This window comes from Streptomyces sp. NPDC002809 (assembly GCF_040295435.1).
Taxonomy (GTDB): Bacteria; Actinomycetota; Actinomycetes; order Streptomycetales; family Streptomycetaceae; genus Streptomyces.
The window spans coordinates 135,981-152,080 of sequence record NZ_JBEOVJ010000002.1; the positions used below are offsets into that span (position 1 = coordinate 135,981).

Genomic DNA, 16,100 nt, shown 5'->3' on the forward strand with positions numbered 1-16,100 from the left:
CCGAGAAGTAACCGTCCGCACCACGTCATGCGGACGGAATGCAGAGGGAGGACACCCCATGCGCCGCCGAGCCAGCCTCATACTCCTGGCCTTCGCCGTCTTCTTCGCCGCACTGTCACCACTGCTGCGCTGGTACGCGTTCCCGCGGCTCGCGAAGATCCCGCCGAACCAGTACCAGGAGACCGTGCTGGAGGCGCGGCCCGCGACCCTCCTCAACTACAGCACCCTGAAGGCCGAGAAGGTCGACAAGATCACCATCGTGCAGACCCTCAAGGGCAACGTGGAGGAGTCCGAGAAGATCGAGCGCAGCGCCGGCCGTGACGTCGTCGTGTGGGACGCGCTGTCCTACGTGCAGGGACCCGACGGCAAGATGGTCTCCAAGATCCCCGAGCGCTACATCTTCGACGCCCACAGCCAGGACCCGGTCCACGCCACCGGCGAGTCGGTCGACGGCGACCCGGTGAGCCGCGAGGGCATCGAGTTCAAGTGGCCCTTCCTCACCGAGAAGCGCGACTACGAGTACTTCGACGCCCAGACCCGCACCAGCTCGCCCATCCACTACGAGGGCACCCGGAACTTCCGGGGCATGTCGGTCTACTACTTCGAGCAGACCATCCCGTGGACCAAGGTCCCCATGCCGAAGACCATGCCGATCAAGAACATCACCCCGGCGCAGATCGCCAAGACCGGCATGACCCGCTGGTACACCACCAAGCGGATGTTCTGGGTCGACCCCGTCACCGGGGCGCCGGTCAACGGCGAGGAGGTCCACCGGGAGGAACTGCGGAACGCGAAGGCGATGGGCATGGCCCAGGACACCGTCACCGTGTTCGCCGGGCATGTGAAGATGCGCGAGGACTACGTCGTCTCGATCGTCGACCTGGTCAAGTCCCAGCGGCTGCTCGTCCTGCTGCTGACCTCGTACCTGCCCTGGGGCTTCCTCGTCCTCGCCCTGGCGCTGCTGGCCCTGTCGCTGTGGCTGGAGGCCCGCTCCCGCCGTCCGGGCGCGGCGGAGGCCGCCGGGCAGCGGGAACCCGAACCCGCGCCTACTCCCGCCTGAGCCGTGCCTTCGTGAACCGGGTCGCCTCCACCGTCGTCGGGTCCTCGGGCCACGGGTGCCGCGGATAGCGGCCGCGCAGCTCCGCCCGCACCGCCTTGTAGCCCTCCCGCCAGAACGACGCCAGATCCGCCGTCACCGCCGCCGGGCGGCCTGCGGGGGAGAGCAGGTGCACCAGGACCGGGACCCCCGCCACCCGCGGGGTCTCCTGGAGACCGAACAGTTCCTGGAGCTTCACCGCGAGCACGGGCTGGGCGCCGCCGTACTCCACCCTGATCCGCGAACCGCTCGGCACCTCGATCCGCTCCGGGGCCAGTTCGTCCAGCCGGGCCGCCTCACCGGTCGCCCACGGCAGCAGCCTGCGCAGCGCCTGCCCCGCGTCGATCCCGGCCAGGTCGGAACGGCGGCGGGCGCGTGACAGCTCGGGCTCCAGCCACTGCTCGGTACGGTCCAGCAGCGCCTCGTCCGAGACGTCCGGCCACGGCTCGCCGAGCTCCCGGTGGAGGAAGGCCAGCCGCTCCCGCAGCTGCCCCGTGTCGCGGCTCCAGCGCAGCAGCCCGAGCCCCTCCCGCCGCAGCCCCTCCACCAGGGCCTCGCGGACCAGCGCGGCATCCGGCCGCTTCAGCGGGCGCGCCGACAGCTCGACCGCGCCGAGGCGCTCCACCCGGCGGGCCACCAGGTCGCGGCCGTCCCAGCGGACCTCCTCGCCCGTGAACAGCAGATGCCCGGCCGCCAGCCGTGCAGTGTCCTCGTCGATGACGGCGGCGAGCCGGACCTGCGCCGATGCCGCGTGGGACGGACGGTCGGCGACCGCGACCGCCAACCACGGCGCGCTGCGCAGCCGCGAGCCGTCCCGCAGCTCCGCGCCCGTGCCGGACGCCATCAGGAACGTTCCCTCGCCCCTGGCCCGCGCCACCCGCTCGGGGAACGCCAGGGCGGCCACCAGGCCGACGGCGGCGTCGTCCGTGCCGGAACCGCCGGTCCCGGCGCCCTTCGAGGAGGAGGAGGAGAGCCGTCGCACCTCCTGGCGCCAGCGGGCCGCGTAACCGTCCTTGCCCAGCCGCGCGGTACGCAGCGCGGCGGCCAGGTCGTCCCCGTAGTCCCGCGGCGGCTCCTCGCTGAGCAGCGCCACAACTTCCGCGGCCCGGCGCCCGCCGACCTCGGCCGCCCCGTCCAGCAGGGCCCTGGCCAGCCGGGGATGCAGCCCCAGCCGGGACATGCGTACGCCCCGCTCGGTCACCCGTCCGTCCGCCCCCACCGCGCCGACCGCCGTCAGCACCTCGCGGGCCGCGGCCATCGCCCCGGCAGGCGGCGGGTCCAGCAGTGCGAGTCCCGTGGCGTCCGGATCGCCCCAGCAGGCCGCCTGGAGGGCGAACGCCGCCAGATCGGCGACCTTGATCTCGGGCGAGGGGAACCGGGCGAGCCGCCCGTCCTCGGCCTGCTCCCAGCAGCGGTAGACCGTCCCGGGAGCCTCACGCCCGGCCCGGCCCGCCCGCTGGCGGCCCGCCGCCTGCGAGGCCCGTACCGTCGTCAGTGCGCTCAGCCCCCGAGCGTGGTCGGTGCGCGGCTCCCTGGCCAGCCCCGAGTCGACGACGGTCCGCACCCCCGGAACGGTCAGCGACGATTCCGCCACCGAGGTCGCCAGCACCACCCGCCGCCCCTCGGACGAACCCGCCAGCACCGCGTCCTGCACCGCGGCAGGGGCCCGTCCGTGGACCTGGAGCACCTCCGCGGCCACCCCGGACAGCTGTCCTGCCACCCTGCCGATCTCGCCGACGCCGGGCAGGAAACACAGCACGTCGCCGGCCCGCTCGGCCAGCGCCCGCCGCACCACGGCGGCGACATGGCTCAGCAGCGCCGGATCGACCCGCATCCCGTGCGGCGGCCGCACCGGCCTGACGGGCGGGGCCCACACCACCTCCACCGGGTGCGACACGCCCTGCGCCTCGATCACCGGGGCGTCGCCGAGCAGCCGCGCCCAGCCCTCGGCGTCGGTGGTCGCGGACGCGGCGACCAGGCGCAGGTCGGGGCGGAGCGCCTCGCGCACGTCCAGGAGGAACGCGGCCACGGTGTCCGCGTCCAGGTGGCGCTCGTGGCACTCGTCGATGATCACCGCATCGATGCCGGCGAGTTCCTGGTCGCGCTGGAGCCGCTGGAGCAGCACCCCGGTGGTGACGACCTCCACCACGGTGTCCGGCCCCACCACCCGCTCCCCGCGCACGGTGAACCCGACGCGTTCGCCGGTGCGCTCACCGAGCAGCCACGCCATGCGCCGGGCGGCCGCCCGAGCGGCGATCCGCCGAGGTTCGGCGACCACGACCCGGCGTACCGGCCCTTCTCCGGTCAGGCCGGCGAGGACGAGCGGGACGAGGGTCGTCTTGCCGGTGCCGGGCGGCGCGCACAGCACCGCGACCCCTCGGTCGTCGAGTGCCTGCCGCAGCGCGGGCACGGCGGTGCGGACGGGCAACTGGTCCAGGGCGTCGGTACGGATCACGCCCTCAGTCTCGTACGGCGGGGCCCCGCCTCCCGCACCGGCCGGTGCCCCCCTCCCGCACGCGGGCCGCAACCGTGGCCCCCGTGCTCAGTCCCGTACGCAGACGAAGATCGCGGTTCCCGGGATCAGGTTGCCCCGCAGCGGCGACCAGCCGCCCCACTCCTGGTTGTTCCACGCCGGCCATTCCGGCTCGACCAGGTCGGCCAGGCGGAAGCCGCCCGCGACCACGTCCCGCACCCGGTCGCCGAGCGTGCGGTGGTGCTCCACGTACACCGCGTCGCCCCGCTCGTCCTGCTCGACGTAGGGGGTGCGGTCGAAGTACGAGGCGGCGACGGACAGGCCCTCGGGGCCCGGTTCGTCCGGGAAGGCCCAGCGGAGCGGATGCGTGACGGAGAAGACCCAGCGGCCGCCGGGGCGCAGGACCCGGTGGACCTCGCGGAACACCTGGACCGGGTCGGCGACGAACGGCACCGCGCCATAGGCGGAGCAGGCCAGGTCGAAGGAGCCGTCCCGGAAGGGCAGCACTCCGGCGTCCGCCTCGACCAGGGGGATGCCCTCGCCGATCCGCAGCGCGTGCTGGAGCTGGCGGTGGGAGAGGTCGAGGGCGACCGGCCGGGCGCCCTGAGCGGCCAGCCAGCGCGAACACTGCGCGGCACCGGCGCCGATCTCCAGGACGTCCAGGCCCTTCAGCGACTCCACGGGGCCGAGGAGGCCGGCTTCGGCCTCGTCGAGCCCCTCCGGACCCCAGACGAAGCGGTCGTCGCCGAGGAAGCCGCCGTGGTCGTTCTGGTACTCGTCCGCGTTCCGGTCCCACCAGCCGCGGCTGGCCCGGCTGCTCTCGGCCTCGCCGGCGTTGCGGCGTGTCGCCTCGGGTTCGGCCGCGTAGATCTCTTGGCTCATCGTGTCCGTCGTTGTAGTTTGCCTTCACCCCGTCGTACGCGGTACGTACCAGGGGGGACCTGTGTGCACGGAACCCGTGTGTCCGGAACATCTTCGGGGCCGATGCGGCCTCGGAGAACCTGAGTTGTGCCGGGTATGGGTCGTTCCGCCCTCGGTGTGCGCCTTCGCGCATTGACCGTGCCCTGCTGCCCCCGTATGCTACAAGTTGCGCTGCGAGCCTGCGCGCCTCAGACCTAGCAGGCCGCGCTCGCATCTGTATGTATGTCCCCTCGGTTCACGAGAGGCGCCTCCCGGTTTCGGGATCGGCGCTTCCCAGGCTGTCCGGCTTCTGCAGAGGCGATACGGGCTCACGGCGTAGCAGTAACTTCGACTCACTGTCCGTACCGGAGCCCTTTCCCACATGACGAGCAGCACCGAGACCACCGCCACCACTCCGCAGGTTGCGGTCAACGACATCGGCGACGCGGACGCGTTCCTCGCGGCGATCGACGAGACGATCAAGTACTTCAACGACGGCGACATCGTTGACGGTGTCATCGTCAAGGTTGACCGCGACGAGGTTCTCCTCGACATCGGTTACAAGACCGAAGGTGTCATCCCGAGCCGCGAGCTCTCGATCAAGCACGACGTCGACCCGAACGAGGTCGTCAAGGTCGGCGACGAGATCGAGGCCCTGGTTCTCCAGAAGGAGGACAAGGAAGGCCGCCTGATCCTCTCGAAGAAGCGCGCTCAGTACGAGCGTGCCTGGGGCACCATCGAGAAGATCAAGGAAGAAGACGGCATCGTCACCGGTACCGTCATCGAGGTCGTCAAGGGTGGTCTCATCCTCGACATCGGCCTCCGTGGCTTCCTCCCGGCGTCGCTCGTCGAGATGCGCCGCGTCCGCGACCTCCAGCCGTACGTGGGCAAGGAGCTCGAGGCCAAGATCATCGAGCTGGACAAGAACCGCAACAACGTGGTCCTGTCCCGCCGTGCCTGGCTCGAGCAGACCCAGTCCGAGGTCCGCCAGACGTTCCTCACGACCCTCCAGAAGGGTCAGGTCCGCTCCGGCGTCGTCTCCTCGATCGTCAACTTCGGTGCCTTCGTGGACCTGGGTGGCGTCGACGGTCTCGTGCACGTCTCCGAGCTGTCCTGGAAGCACATCGACCACCCCTCCGAGGTTGTCGAGGTCGGCCAGGAAGTCACCGTCGAGGTTCTCGACGTGGACATGGACCGCGAGCGCGTGTCCCTGTCGCTCAAGGCGACGCAGGAAGACCCGTGGCAGCAGTTCGCCCGTACGCACCAGATCGGGCAGGTTGTTCCCGGTAAGGTCACCAAGCTCGTTCCGTTCGGTGCGTTCGTGCGCGTCGACGAGGGCATCGAGGGCCTGGTCCACATCTCCGAGCTGGCCGAGCGCCACGTGGAGATCCCGGAGCAGGTCGTCCAGGTCAACGACGAGATCTTCGTCAAGGTCATCGACATCGACCTCGAGCGTCGTCGCATCAGCCTCTCGCTGAAGCAGGCCAACGAGTCCTTCGGTGGCGACCCGGCCTCGGTCGAGTTCGACCCGACGCTGTACGGCATGGCCGCGTCGTACGACGACCAGGGCAACTACATCTACCCCGAGGGCTTCGACCCCGAGACCAACGACTGGCTCGAGGGCTTCGAGGCTCAGCGCGAGGTCTGGGAGACCCAGTACGCCGAGGCGCAGACGCGCTTCGAGCAGCACCAGGCCCAGGTCATCAAGTCCCGCGAGGCCGACGAGGCCGCTGCTGCCGAGGGCGCTGCTGCCCCGGCCGGCAGCGCTCCGGCTGCCTCTGGCGGCAGCGGTGGCGGCGGCTCGTACTCCTCGGAGTCCGCGGACAACTCCGGCGCCCTGGCGTCGGACGAGGCCCTGGCTGCCCTGCGCGAGAAGCTGGCGGGCGGCCAGAGCTGACGCTCCGACCTTCCGGCCGGTCATCGGCTGCAGTAAGTAGATGACAGTGAGGCCCGCTCCCTTCGGGGAGCGGGCCTCACTCGTTTTCCGCGACGGGATCCCTGCGGGGTTCCTGCGGACTTCTACGGGATTCCTGCGGGGACTTGGACTTCCGCGGGATTCCTGCGGGATTCCTACGGGGTGACGGTGATGTTGGTCAGGCCGTTGCCGCCGGTCACCGTGTTGCTCGCGTAGACGGTGGTGGGGCAGCTCGCTCCGTGGTTGGTGACGTTGACCGCGAGCCGTTTGTCGCCTGTCGCGCCGGACAGGTCCGAGGTGTTGTCCTTGAAGACGGTCCCGCAGCCCCATCCGCTCTGCTGGGTGTGGGTCTCGTAGCCGTTGTTGGTCGTACGGGAGCCGTGGTTGCCCTCGACCAGGACGTCGTTGCCCTTCACGTCGACCCAGGAGTCGTCGTAGTTGGCGCCGGTCAGCCCGCTGCCGTCGAAGGTGTTGCCGACGATGCGCGCACCGGTGGTGCCTTCCTTGATGTCGACGTTCTCGCCGCCGACGCCCGGCCCGATCGTGTTGTCCAGGATCTGTACCCGGTCGCTCCTGTCGGACAGGTCGCCCGCGGTGCCGACGTAGACGCCCTCGCCCATGCCGCGTCCGTCGTGCCCGGTGTCGTAGATCCTTGAGTTCCGGATGACGCCGTCGCTGCTGGACTTGCGGAAGTGGACGCCCTCCATGTCGAGGTCGTGCACGGTCACCGAGTCGATCACGACGCCGTTGGCACCGTCGGCCATGATGCCCTTCTGGCCGCCGGTGACGGTGACGCCCCGCACGGTCCAGTACGAGGCGCCGTTGAGATGGAGACCGTAACCGCCGCCGGCCGTGAGGACCGCCCCGGCGGAGCCGGTCAGGGTGATGCGTGCCGATGCGGTGCCGGGGACGAGTGCCTTGAAGTTGCCGGTGTACGTGCCGTCCGCGAGGTGGATCGTGCCGCCGGGGGTGACCGCCGTGAGCGCCGACTTCAGCTGGGCGGCGGTGCTCACCTCGATGACCGTCGCGGCGCCGGCCGTGGCGGCGGTGGCGAGGGTCAGGCCGCCGGTGGCGAGGGCGGTGGCCAGCAGGGCGGGGAACAGCGTGCGGGTGCGCATGGGGGTGCCTTCCCGTGAAGGGTTCAGGGCGTTCTCGTACATGAATGTGGGGCGAGTGTCTGAACTTTCTGCCCAGTGACGGTAGGGACGGGGTCGGGACATGTCAAGGTCTGGACCATTGCTCGCGGTGGTGGTGAGGTAGGTGAACACAGGGAAACGTGCGGGATACACGAGTAACTGATGGCCCGTAACACACCCTTGTCAGGATCCCCGCAACCTCAAGATCCGAAGGGGAGCCGGGACATGACTCACGCTTCGCACCACTCGCCCGCGATGCCGGGCGCGAGCCGCCGCACCTTTCTCCGCAACGTCGGGCTCTCCGGCGGGGCGGGCGCGATGTTCGCCACCATGGGGGCGCTCGGACTCGCCCCCACCGCCCAGGCCGCAAGCCGCGAACCGGCCTTCCGCGCCCCCAGTGAGGGCGACTTCAACCTGAAGGGCGGGGCCGCCGCCAAGGTGGTGGTCGTGGGAGGCGGCATCGCCGGTCTCGCCACCGCCTACGAGCTCGGCAAGGCGGGCTACGACTGCACGGTCCTGGAGGCCCGCAGCCGCACGGGCGGCCGCAACCTCACCGTGCGCGGCGGGGATTCCACCACCGACATCCACGGCGTCAAGCAGACGGCACGGTTCTCCGACGGGCAGTACATGAACGCCGGACCTGGCCGGATTCCGCAGTGGATGGTCACCCTCGACTACTGTCGCGAACTCGGCGTTCCCATCGAGGTGTTCACCAATGTGAATGCCAATGCCTATATCTACAACGAGAAGTCGGGCATGAAGGCCCCGACGCGCTACCGCACCGCCAAGGCGGATGTGTACGGCTACGTGGCCGAGCTCCTCTCCAAGGCCACCGACAACGGAGCCCTCGACCGGCAGATCACCGCCGACGACCAGGAGCGGCTGCTCGACTTCCTCAAGGACTTCGGCGACATCGGCGACACCCTCGACTACACCGGCAGCCCCCGGCGCGGCTACCGCGTCGACCCCGCGGCCGCCGGCACCCCCGGCGAGGAACTGGGCTCCGTCCCCTCCGCCTCCGAGGTCTTCGCCAGCGGCGTCGGGCGCTACTTCGCCTTCGAGTTCGAGTACGACCAGGCGATGCTGATGTTCCAGCCCGTCGGTGGCATGGACCGGATACCCGCCGCGCTCACCAGGGCCATAGGCGAGCGCAGGATCCGCACCGGCGCGGCCGTCACGGAGATCACCGACACCGCCCACGGCGTCACCGTCACCTACACGCAGTCCGGGCACACCCGCAGCATCGAGGCGGACTACTGCGTCGCCGCCCTGCCGCCCAACATCCTCGCCAAGACCGCCCACAACCTCGGCCCGGCCGTCCAGACCGCACTGGAGGCCTGCAAGCCGTCCTCGGCCGGGAAGATCGGGCTGGAGTACAGGAGCCGCTGGTGGGAGAGCGACCACCGGATCTACGGCGGCATCACGGAGACGGACATGGATCTCGCCCACATCTGGTATCCGTCCTACGGCCACCAGGGCCGGCGCGGCACCCTCATCGGGTACTACAACACCGGCTCCAACGCCGACGCGTACGCAGCCCTCACCCCGCGCGAGCGGGAGGCGCGGGCCGTCGCGCAGGGCGTGAAGATCCACGGGGAGAAGTACCGTACGGAACTCGCCACGTCGTTCTCCCACCACTGGCGGCAGACCCCGTACCTGGAGGCCTCCTGGCACTCCCTGCCGGGCGGCCCCGACGCCCCGGTCTTCGCACCGCTCAACCAGGCAGCGGGGCGGGTCTACTTCGCCGGTGACCACCTGAGCTACGCGGACGCCTGGCAGCACGGAGCGTTCACCTCCGCACGGAAGGCGGTCACGGCACTGCATACGCGGGTACTTGGGTAAACACCATGTGAAGGGGCGCGGGCGGGAATGCCCGTGCCCCCCGGGACGTTCTTCTTCAGGAACACAAGGAGGAGCGGTAACCGTGCTTGATCCGCAGAGTTTGTACGAATGGGAGCCGAAGGGCCTGGCTGTCGTCGACATGGCGCTCGCCCAGGAGTCGGCCGGCCTGGTCATGCTCTACCACTTCGAGGGATACATCGACGCGGGTGAGACCGGTGAGCAGATCGTCGACGGACTGCTCGAATCGCTGCCCCACCAGGTCGTGGCCCGCTTCGACCACGACCGCCTCGTCGACTACCGCGCACGGCGGCCGCTGCTGACGTTCAAGCGTGACCGCTGGTCGGCGTACGAGACCCCGACGCTGGACGTCCGCGTGGTCCAGGACGCCACCGGGGCGCCCTTCCTGCTGCTGTCCGGCCCCGAGCCCGACGTGGAGTGGGAGCGGTTCGCCAAGGCCGTCGAGCAGATCGTCGAGCGGCTCGGCGTCCGTCTCGCCGTCACCTTCCACGGCATCCCGATGGGCGTTCCGCACACCCGCCCGGTCGGCGTCACCCCGCACGGCAACCGCACCGACCTCATGCCGGGTCACCGCAGTCCGTTCGACGAGGCGCAGGTGCCCGGTTCCGCCGCCGCCCTCGTCGAGTACCGGCTGATGGAAGCCGGACACGACGTCCTCGGTGTCGCCGCCCACGTTCCGCACTACGTCGCCCGCTCCGCCTACCCGGACGCCGCGCTCACCGCGCTGGAGTCGATCACGGCGGCAACCGGACTGGTCCTGCCGACCGTCGCCCACTCCCTGCGCACCGAGGCGCACCGGACCCAGACGGAGATCGACCGCCAGATCGACCAGGGCGACGAGGAACTCGTCTCGCTGGTCGAGGGACTTGAGCACCAGTACGACGCGATCGCCGGTTCCGAGACCCGCGGCAATCTGGTCGCCGAGCCGGTGGACCTCCCGTCCGCCGACGAGATCGGCCTCGAATTCGAGCGGTTCCTGGCCGAGCGTGAAGGCGACGGCTGACCTCGGCCGGACCCGCTTTCCGCAGCGCCACGGGCAGGGCACTAGGCTGCCGCCCATGCTGAAAGTGGGCCTGACCGGTGGTATCGGCGCCGGCAAGAGCGAAGTGTCCCGGATGCTCGCCGGCTACGGAGCGGTCCTCATCGACGCCGACCGGATCGCCCGCGAGGTCGTCGAGCCCGGCACGCCCGGGCTCGACGCCGTCGTCGAGGCGTTCGGCACCGGCATCCTCACCTCCGAGGGCACGCTGGACCGGCCGAAGCTCGGCTCGATCGTCTTCGCCGACAGCGAGCGCCTCGCCGCCCTGAACGCGATCGTCCACCCGCTGGTCGGCGCCCGCTCCGCCGAGCTGGAGCGCGCCGCGGGCCCCGATTCCGTGGTCGTCCACGACGTCCCCCTCCTCACCGAGAACGGCCTCGCCCCCCTCTACGACCTGGTCGTGGTGGTCGACGCGGCGCCGGAGACCCAGCTCGACCGCCTCGTGCGGCTGCGCGGGATGACGGAGCAGGAGGCGCGCGCCAGAATGGCCGCGCAGGCCACCCGCGAACAGCGGCGCGCGGTGGCCGACCTGGTCATCGACAACGACGGGCCGATCGACGCACTGGAACCGCAGGTCCGCTCGGTCTGGGCGGAGCTGACCCGGCGAGCCGAGGCCGGCTGATCCCGGGCCGGAACACCGGCAGCCGGGCAGACGTTCATCCGACGGTGAACGAGGGAAGGATGCGACTGTGCCCGAGAGGAACCCCGAAACACACGTCATCGACTTCCGCGCGGCCGAGCAGCTGCTGGCGGCGCGCGACCCCCGGGGCGCGGTGCAGCTGCTCGACTCGGTGATCGCCGCCCACCCGGAGAACACCGCAGCCCGGCTGCTGCGCGCCAGGGCCTTCTTCGCTGCGGCCCAACTGCGGCCCGCCGAGCTGGAGTTCGAGCTCGTTCTGGAGCGGGAGCCGGACAACGCGTTCGCGCACTTCGCCCTCGCCCGCACCTTCGAGCGCTCCGGTCATCCGGAGCGGGCCACGCGCCACTTCCGGCTGGCGGCCGCACTGGACCCGAACCCGGAGTACCTGAAGGCGGCCCGCTTCGACGCGGAGGGCTGAGACCTCCGCGTCTCAGTGCCCGTACCGTCCCCGCCCGCCGTGATCGGGTTCGTACGGCGGGATGGTGCGGCCCGGCTGGTAGGGGGGGCCCTGATGCAGGTGGTGGACGATCACCGCCAGATCCACCAGGACCAGCACGAGGAGCACCCCGCAGGCCGCCGCCCACCCCGGCCTGCCGGTCCAGGTGAACGCCGCCACGCCGAAGACGGCCCAGGCCAGGCCCCATAGACTCAGCCAGAGCCGCATCCGCAGAGAACTGCGGGCAGTCGTCGGTTCACTACCGGTACGCATGGCCATCGCCTCTCCTACCAGCATGGACCCGCGACGACACGAGTGCGGTGCTCCGACGGAAGAGAGTGGGGGACGGCCGTGAACGGCACAGCACGGGGGGACGCCGCGGTCCGCAGGTCCCGGGTCCGCGGGTGTCTGCTGGGCGGGGCGATCGGGGACGCTCTGGGCAACCCGGTGGAGTTCCTGTCGCTCGCCGGTATCCGCCGGGCGCACGGGGACCGGGGCGTACAGGGCCTCACCGCCGACGAGGACGGGGTCGTCGGACGCGTCACGGACGACACCCAGATGACCCTCTTCACGGCCGAGGGGCTGATCAGGGCGCATTCCCGGGCCATGTCCGGGGGCATCCCCGGCGCCGAGACGGCCCTCATCAAGCACGCGTACCTGCGCTGGCTGGACACCCAGATCCATCCCGCGCCCCCGGCCGGTGACGAGCAGCACCCCGTACGCAGCGGGTGGCTCAGGCAGCAGCCCTGGCTGTACGCGCGCCGGGCCCCCGGAAACGCCTGTCTGACCGGCCTCACGTCCGGCCACACCCCCGACCCGCGGGGCCCGCTCGGAGTGCCGGGCCCCGTGAACACGCAGTCCAAGGGCTGTGGCACGGTCATGCGCTCCGCACCCTTCGGACTCACCGGGCAGGACCCGGCCCGGGGCTTCGCGCTCGCCGCCCGCTGTGCGCAGATCACCCACGGCCACCCCACCGGCGCCTACGCCGCCGGCGCGCTCGCGGCGATCGTCGCGCATCTGCTGGAGGGCGACTCCCTGCCGGGTTCCGTCCTGCGGGCCATGGACCTGCTGGCCCGCCACCCCGGCCACGAGGAGACGACCGCCGCCCTGCGCGGCGCCGTCGAGCTGGCCGCGCAGGGTGCTCCGAGCGCCGAGAAGGTGGAGTCGCTCGGTGCCGGCTGGGTGGCCGAGGAGGCCCTGGCCATCGCCGTGTACTGCGCCCTGGCCCTGCCGGAGGCCGGCCAGGTCGGCGAGTCGCTGCTGCTCTCGGTCAACCACTCGGGCGACAGCGACTCCACCGGGGCGGTCTGCGGCAACCTGCTCGGCACCCGCCACGGCGACGCACGGCTCCCGTCGTCGTGGCTGGTGCTCACCGAGGGCCGGGCCGTGATCGCGGAGATGGCCGACGACCTGTCCCTGGAGTTCGAGCAGCCGGTGGCGTGGCCGCCCGGCCGGTACCCGGTGTGCTGACCGGGCGGTCCGGTCAGCCGGTCAGCATTTTGGCGCGCAGGGTCTCCACGGTCGCCGCGTCGAGCTTCAGCCCCTCGCGCACGTACGTGTCGAAGTCGCCGTAGATGTGATCGACCTCGGCGAACGCCGCGCGCAGCCAGCTCAGTTCGACGGCCTTCGGGTCGCCGGTGTACTGGTTGCTGGCGAGGAAGTCCGCCTCGACGGTGGCCCGTGGGACGCCGAGCAGGGTGAGCAGGACGGCGGTGCCCCAGCCGGTGCGGTCCTTGCCGGCGCTGCAGTGGAAGACCGTGGCGCCCGAGCTGTTCGTGGCGACGGCGGTGACCAGGTCGTGGAACGCGTAGTCGGCGCCGACGAAGTTGACCATGAACGGGTAGCCGATGGACTGGCCAAGGTCGGACGAGCCGGAGAAGAGACCGGCCGCGATGGCCTCGGCCAGCGTCATCAGGGCCGAGTCGTGGAAACGGATGCCGTGGCTGAGCGAGACGACGTCGGCGACCTGGTACGCCACGCCTGCGGGCAGCCGGTCCGGGTCGTCCTTGCGCTCCTGGACGTTGCGCAGGTCCACGTCGAGCGTGAGGCGCTGGGAGACCAACCGCTGCTGCTCGGCATCGGTGAGGCTGTTCAGCTTGTTGGAGCGGTAGACCAGGCCGGAGCGCACCCAGCGCCCGTCCGTGGTGCGGTAGCCGCCGATGTCGCGGAAGTTGCGGGCGGAAGCCAGCCCGAGGGAGCGGTCGGCGACCACGAGGGCGCTGCCACCGTCCGGGACGAGCCGGAAGTACCAGCGCCCGGCCTCCGGGAGCGTTCCGGCCGGGACGGTCAGCGAGCCGGTGCCGGGGGCCGTGCCGAGGGCGATGCCGGTGGTGGCGTCGGGGGAGGTGACGGCGGTGACGGTCACCGAAGCGGCGGGCGAGGCCCAGGAGACGGCGTGACCGCCGTCGGCGGCGCGCACGGCGCCGGCGGAGGTGAAGGGGACCGCGGCCTGCGCGGAGGCCGATGCGGCGGTCGGTGCGGCGAGCGCGGACGGGGTCAGTGCCGTACCGGCGAGGAGGGCGGCCGCGACGGCGGCTCCGGCTATGCGGTGCGTACGCATGGTGCTCCTTGTCTGTCCCCCGCGGGAGGTCGTGCCCGGCGGGGAGGGGGCGTCAGGAGGTCGGTGTGGCGGTGCACGGGGTGGTGCCGCAGACATTGATGACACGGCCGGTGGTCAGGAAGGTGGCCTTCTGCTGACGTGCGGCGGGCGAGTTGCGGGGATCCTCGTGCGGGTCGTGGCCGTAAGCGGGCCCGGTGGGTGGGGTGTTGGTGAGCGGGGGCGTGGGGGTGCCGCTGTCCCAGACGGTCATGGCCGAGCCCCGGTAGGGCAGTTGTGCGGAGGTGATGCGTCGGATGCCCCAGTACGGGGCGGTGTCCGGGCTCCGGCCGGCGGCGACCGCGGGGGACAGCAGACGGGCACCGATCGTGCGCGCCTCCACGTCGGCCGCCGCGTTCGCGACCTGGTGGTCCCCGTAGGCGATGTGCATCAGCACCTGGTGGTGATCGGTGAGGTGGTTCGCGTACGCGTTCGTCTCGCCGCGGTCCCACACCATCTGGAACAGCTGGAGGACGAGCTGCTGGTCCAGCCTGTCCGGGTAGGCCACGTCCAGGACCTGCTGGAACGGTGCGAAGTCGGCGCTCCGGTTCAGGAGCAGCCCGTAGTTCATGGCGGTGACGCCCAGGACCCCGCGCCGGATGTCGGGCGAGGCGGCGACCAGGGCGCCGCCGAGGATGCCGCCCTGGCTGTTCCCGTCGTACGCGAGGCCGTGCCGGGTGTCGACGAGCGGACGGCCCTCGGCGGTGCGGAACGCGGCGTCGCTGCCCAGACCCTTGGAGTGGATCAGGGCGCGGCCGAGGAACAGGGCGTTCAGCATGCCCTGTTCGCTGCGCTCGGGAACGGCCGGGAAGAGGTTCGGGTCGGCGAGTGCGCCGAGGACGACGGGGATGTCCTCCTTGGCCATGCCGGCCCAGTCCGTGGAGCAGAAAGTGAAGTTGTGCTCGGCCGCCATGTCCTTGACGTTGCCCGCGCCGACCTCGGAGCGGGAGCCCAGCAGTCCGTGTCCGTAGAGGGAGGGACGGGAGGGCGTGAGGAATGCCGAGCGGGGGATCTCGCAACGGAACGTGGCGAGCTGGGTGTTGAGGGGGAGCCGGCGAGGTACGCCGTCGCGGTCTCGGTTCAGGGCGGAGCCGGGAGGGCCTCCCGGCAGGCTGAGATAGCTGGGTACGGTGATCTGCCCGGTGACCTCGCGGGCGATCCGGGCGTCCTGGGCGGCGGTGAAGTCGGTGACACCGGTGACGGTGAAGCCGGGAGACCGGTTGCCGAGGCGGCGGAAGGCGTCGTCGCGGATGGTGAAGAGGTCGCCGGTGAGGCTGCGCGTGGAGGCGACGGTGAAGTCCCACGCCAGGTGGAGCCCTTCGGTCGTGACCCCGGCCCTGCGCAGGGCTGTGAGGGCGGGGCGGAGCCGGTCCTGCCGGGCGCGCAGCGGATCGTGGGCGGGGAGCCGCTTGCCGGCGACGGCGGCGAACGGGGCGGCCGCCGGGATCGTGCGGCCGGCGCCGTCCTTGAGGTGGCGCAGGGCCACGGCGTAGTGGTGGCCGTCGCGGAAATTGCGGGCTGGGTGGATCAGCAGTGCCTGGCGCCCGGGGTCCGCGGCGTTGGCGTCGAGCTCGGCCCAGTACGGCCACCGCTCACCGGTCGTGGTGTCCAGGAGTACGACCGGGGCGTCCCGGTCGAGGGAGCGGCCGATGTCGGTGAGCGGCGCCGCACCGGTGGCCGCCGGGTCCAGGTCCGGCACCTGGGCGATGAGAGCGGAGCCGGGGGAGAAGCCGTCGGACCGGTTCCAGGCGGCCGGGTCGATGGGCAGTCCGGTCGTGGCGCGGGGCAGCACGGTGGTGCCGAAGTCCACCCGGCGGCCCGTGTCGGTGTCCGGGTCCGGCCGGGTGTACCAGTCGTTGGGGAACGGCAGCAGGCACTCGACGACCGCCAGCGGATCGCAGCCCCCCTCGGTCGGGTGGCCCGCCGGAGCCGCCTGGGCGGGCGGGGCGAGGAGGGCGGCTGCGCCGAGCGCCGCCGCGAGCAGGCCGTGGAGTACCCGCTGCCGCACG

At 71.5% G+C, this 16,100-nt stretch carries 13 protein-coding genes; 7 read left to right on the plus strand and 6 right to left on the minus strand.

Going from position 1 to position 16,100, the window contains the following annotated elements; all coding sequences use genetic code 11:
• The first annotated feature begins 58 nt into the window (after positions 1–58).
• Entirely contained in the window at positions 59–1,060 is a 1,002-nt protein-coding gene (gene pgfA, locus ABT025_RS01900) for a cell envelope lipid trafficking protein PgfA (RefSeq protein ID WP_350988708.1), read from the plus strand.
• Here pgfA and hrpB read toward each other — a convergent pair.
• Positions 1,047–3,551 (minus strand): ATP-dependent helicase HrpB, encoded by a 2,505-nt coding sequence (gene hrpB, locus ABT025_RS01905; protein WP_350988710.1) that lies wholly within the window; start codon positions 3,549–3,551, stop codon positions 1,047–1,049. The genes pgfA and hrpB overlap by 14 nt on opposite strands.
• Before the next feature lie 87 nt (positions 3,552–3,638).
• Positions 3,639–4,451 carry a class I SAM-dependent methyltransferase gene (locus ABT025_RS01910; protein ID WP_350988712.1) on the minus strand — a complete coding sequence of 271 codons (813 nt, stop codon included), beginning with the start codon at positions 4,449–4,451 and terminating at the stop codon, positions 3,639–3,641.
• 400 nt (positions 4,452–4,851) lie between these two features.
• Between ABT025_RS01910 and rpsA the strand changes: the two genes are divergently transcribed.
• The gene (gene rpsA / locus ABT025_RS01915) at positions 4,852–6,366 is read left to right on the plus strand and encodes a 30S ribosomal protein S1 (RefSeq protein WP_266777527.1); all 1,515 of its coding nucleotides are present in this window, start codon (positions 4,852–4,854) and stop codon (positions 6,364–6,366) included.
• Between the two features lie 173 nt (positions 6,367–6,539).
• Here rpsA and ABT025_RS01920 read toward each other — a convergent pair whose 3' ends face one another.
• On the minus strand, positions 6,540–7,502 hold the full coding sequence (locus ABT025_RS01920; RefSeq protein WP_350988715.1) for a right-handed parallel beta-helix repeat-containing protein: 963 nt from the start codon (positions 7,500–7,502) through the stop codon (positions 6,540–6,542).
• A gap of 336 nt (positions 7,503–7,838) precedes the next feature.
• Between ABT025_RS01920 and ABT025_RS01925 the strand changes: the two genes are divergently transcribed.
• From ABT025_RS01925 to ABT025_RS01940, 4 genes are all read left to right on the plus strand, one after another.
• Entirely contained in the window at positions 7,839–9,362 is a 1,524-nt protein-coding gene (locus ABT025_RS01925; protein ID WP_350988940.1) for a flavin monoamine oxidase family protein, read from the plus strand.
• A gap of 82 nt (positions 9,363–9,444) precedes the next feature.
• Entirely contained in the window at positions 9,445–10,383 is a 939-nt protein-coding gene (locus tag ABT025_RS01930) for a PAC2 family protein (protein WP_350988717.1), read from the plus strand.
• Between the two features lie 55 nt (positions 10,384–10,438).
• Complete coding sequence (gene coaE / locus ABT025_RS01935) at positions 10,439–11,041, plus strand: dephospho-CoA kinase (RefSeq protein WP_350988719.1); 603 nt, start codon at positions 10,439–10,441, stop codon at positions 11,039–11,041.
• 67 nt (positions 11,042–11,108) lie between these two features.
• Positions 11,109–11,477: a tetratricopeptide repeat protein gene (locus ABT025_RS01940; RefSeq protein ID WP_350988721.1), complete on the plus strand. Its 369-nt coding sequence runs from the start codon at positions 11,109–11,111 to the stop codon at positions 11,475–11,477.
• A gap of 12 nt (positions 11,478–11,489) precedes the next feature.
• Here ABT025_RS01940 and ABT025_RS01945 read toward each other — a convergent pair whose 3' ends face one another.
• Positions 11,490–11,768 carry a DUF6343 family protein gene (locus tag ABT025_RS01945; protein WP_350988942.1) on the minus strand — a complete coding sequence of 93 codons (279 nt, stop codon included), beginning with the start codon at positions 11,766–11,768 and terminating at the stop codon, positions 11,490–11,492.
• A gap of 78 nt (positions 11,769–11,846) precedes the next feature.
• Here ABT025_RS01945 and ABT025_RS01950 point away from each other — a divergent pair, with 78 nt between their 5' ends.
• Positions 11,847–12,965, plus strand: coding sequence for an ADP-ribosylglycohydrolase family protein (locus ABT025_RS01950; protein ID WP_350988723.1), 1,119 nt, complete (start codon positions 11,847–11,849; stop codon positions 12,963–12,965).
• A gap of 13 nt (positions 12,966–12,978) precedes the next feature.
• Here ABT025_RS01950 and ABT025_RS01955 read toward each other — a convergent pair whose 3' ends face one another.
• Positions 12,979–14,055: a tyrosine-protein phosphatase gene (locus ABT025_RS01955; RefSeq protein WP_350988725.1), complete on the minus strand. Its 1,077-nt coding sequence runs from the start codon at positions 14,053–14,055 to the stop codon at positions 12,979–12,981.
• A gap of 52 nt (positions 14,056–14,107) precedes the next feature.
• Entirely contained in the window at positions 14,108–16,099 is a 1,992-nt protein-coding gene (locus tag ABT025_RS01960) for a hypothetical protein (RefSeq protein WP_350988727.1), read from the minus strand.
• Position 16,100 lies beyond the last annotated feature (1 nt).

Coding starts and splice junctions, on each gene's coding strand:
- pgfA (WP_350988708.1), top strand. CDS start 59: ATGCGCCGCCGAGCCAGCCTCATACTCCTGGCCTTCGCCGTCTTCTTC.
- ABT025_RS01920 (WP_350988715.1), bottom strand. CDS start 7,502: ATGCGCACCCGCACGCTGTTCCCCGCCCTGCTGGCCACCGCCCTCGCC.
- ABT025_RS01955 (WP_350988725.1), bottom strand. CDS start 14,055: ATGCGTACGCACCGCATAGCCGGAGCCGCCGTCGCGGCCGCCCTCCTC.
- rpsA (WP_266777527.1), top strand. CDS start 4,852: ATGACGAGCAGCACCGAGACCACCGCCACCACTCCGCAGGTTGCGGTC.
- ABT025_RS01910 (WP_350988712.1), bottom strand. CDS start 4,451: ATGAGCCAAGAGATCTACGCGGCCGAACCCGAGGCGACACGCCGCAAC.
- ABT025_RS01945 (WP_350988942.1), bottom strand. CDS start 11,768: ATGCGTACCGGTAGTGAACCGACGACTGCCCGCAGTTCTCTGCGGATG.
- coaE (WP_350988719.1), top strand. CDS start 10,439: ATGCTGAAAGTGGGCCTGACCGGTGGTATCGGCGCCGGCAAGAGCGAA.
- ABT025_RS01925 (WP_350988940.1), top strand. CDS start 7,839: ATGTTCGCCACCATGGGGGCGCTCGGACTCGCCCCCACCGCCCAGGCC.